The 1,044-nt window shown below is 47.4% G+C and carries 1 protein-coding gene; it reads right to left on the bottom strand.

Going from position 1 to position 1,044, the window contains the following annotated elements; translation table 11 throughout:
- Nucleotides 1-1,044 (bottom strand): VCBS domain-containing protein (locus tag RH89_RS15430; RefSeq protein WP_004403903.1); only part of this gene is annotated, 1,044 nt, incomplete at both ends.

The following is a 1,044-nucleotide window of genomic DNA, read 5'->3' as shown; positions in this document are numbered from 1 at the left end:
TCGTTTGTGCCGTCGATTCGGATAGTGATGGTTGTTGGTGTGCCATCTTCGGTAAAGACGTTAAAGGTTTCTGTAACGTGTTCGCCATCGTCTAGATGATCGTATGTGCCATCAGCAACAAACTGCCATTCGCCGCTTTTGTGCATGTAGAGTGTGCCGATATCACCTTCGATAGTGTCGGCTTTAAAGGTGTTATCCGCACCATCAACATCAGTGTGCGTCAGAGTGCCACTGGTTCTTAGCACTGCATCGGTTTCTGTAAGTGTCTTTGATGCTGCGGTGACGTCGGCAGCATCGTTCTTACCTATGATGGTTACCGTTACGTCTACGACTGTTGTCGCACCCTGAGAGTCTTTGACTTCGATTTGGTAAACTTCGTTGAGCTTATGACCTTCAGGAAGTTTATCAGCGGCTTCGGTATCGGTTAGAACAAACGTCCAGCTACCGTCTGCTCGCATTTCAAATTCACCAAGACTGGTATCTGGTTGGGAAACAATGGTGAACGTATGACTGTCACTGGCATCAGGGTCATTAACCGTAAAGCCTTTTACGGTCTTTGATGTGTCATCTTCGAAAATCCAGGCTTGAGTCTGAGTTTCAACAACAGGGGCATCGTTGGTTCCCTGAATGTTGATGTCAATGGTGGTTTTTGTTCCGTCTTCGGTCTCAACAACAAATTGTTCCGTTACCTTGTCGTTTGCGTCCAGCTCATCCAAAGCCGTGTGGGATTCGAAGTTCCATGCACCGTCTGCCTGAAGAGTCAGCACACCGTAGGTACCATTGATCGTTGTAGGTTTGAACGTATTGTCGTTACCATCAGGGTCGGTACTTTCAAGCTTCCCGTTTGCTAACAATACTGAATCGGATTCTGTGAGATTTGCAACACCCGCCGTTACGTCAGCAGGATCGTTACTGCCAGTCACGGTAATGGTGAGTGTTGTTGTAGTGCTGCCGCCTGCATCGTCTGTAACAGTAACAGGCACACTAATGACGAGCTCCTGACCTTCTTTCAGATCATCATATTCACTTGCGTCGAATGTATAC

The organism is Vibrio nigripulchritudo ATCC 27043, from assembly GCF_000222685.1.
GTDB lineage: Bacteria > Pseudomonadota > Gammaproteobacteria > Enterobacterales > Vibrionaceae > Vibrio > Vibrio nigripulchritudo.
This window is presented reverse-complemented; position numbering and strand designations above follow the sequence as displayed.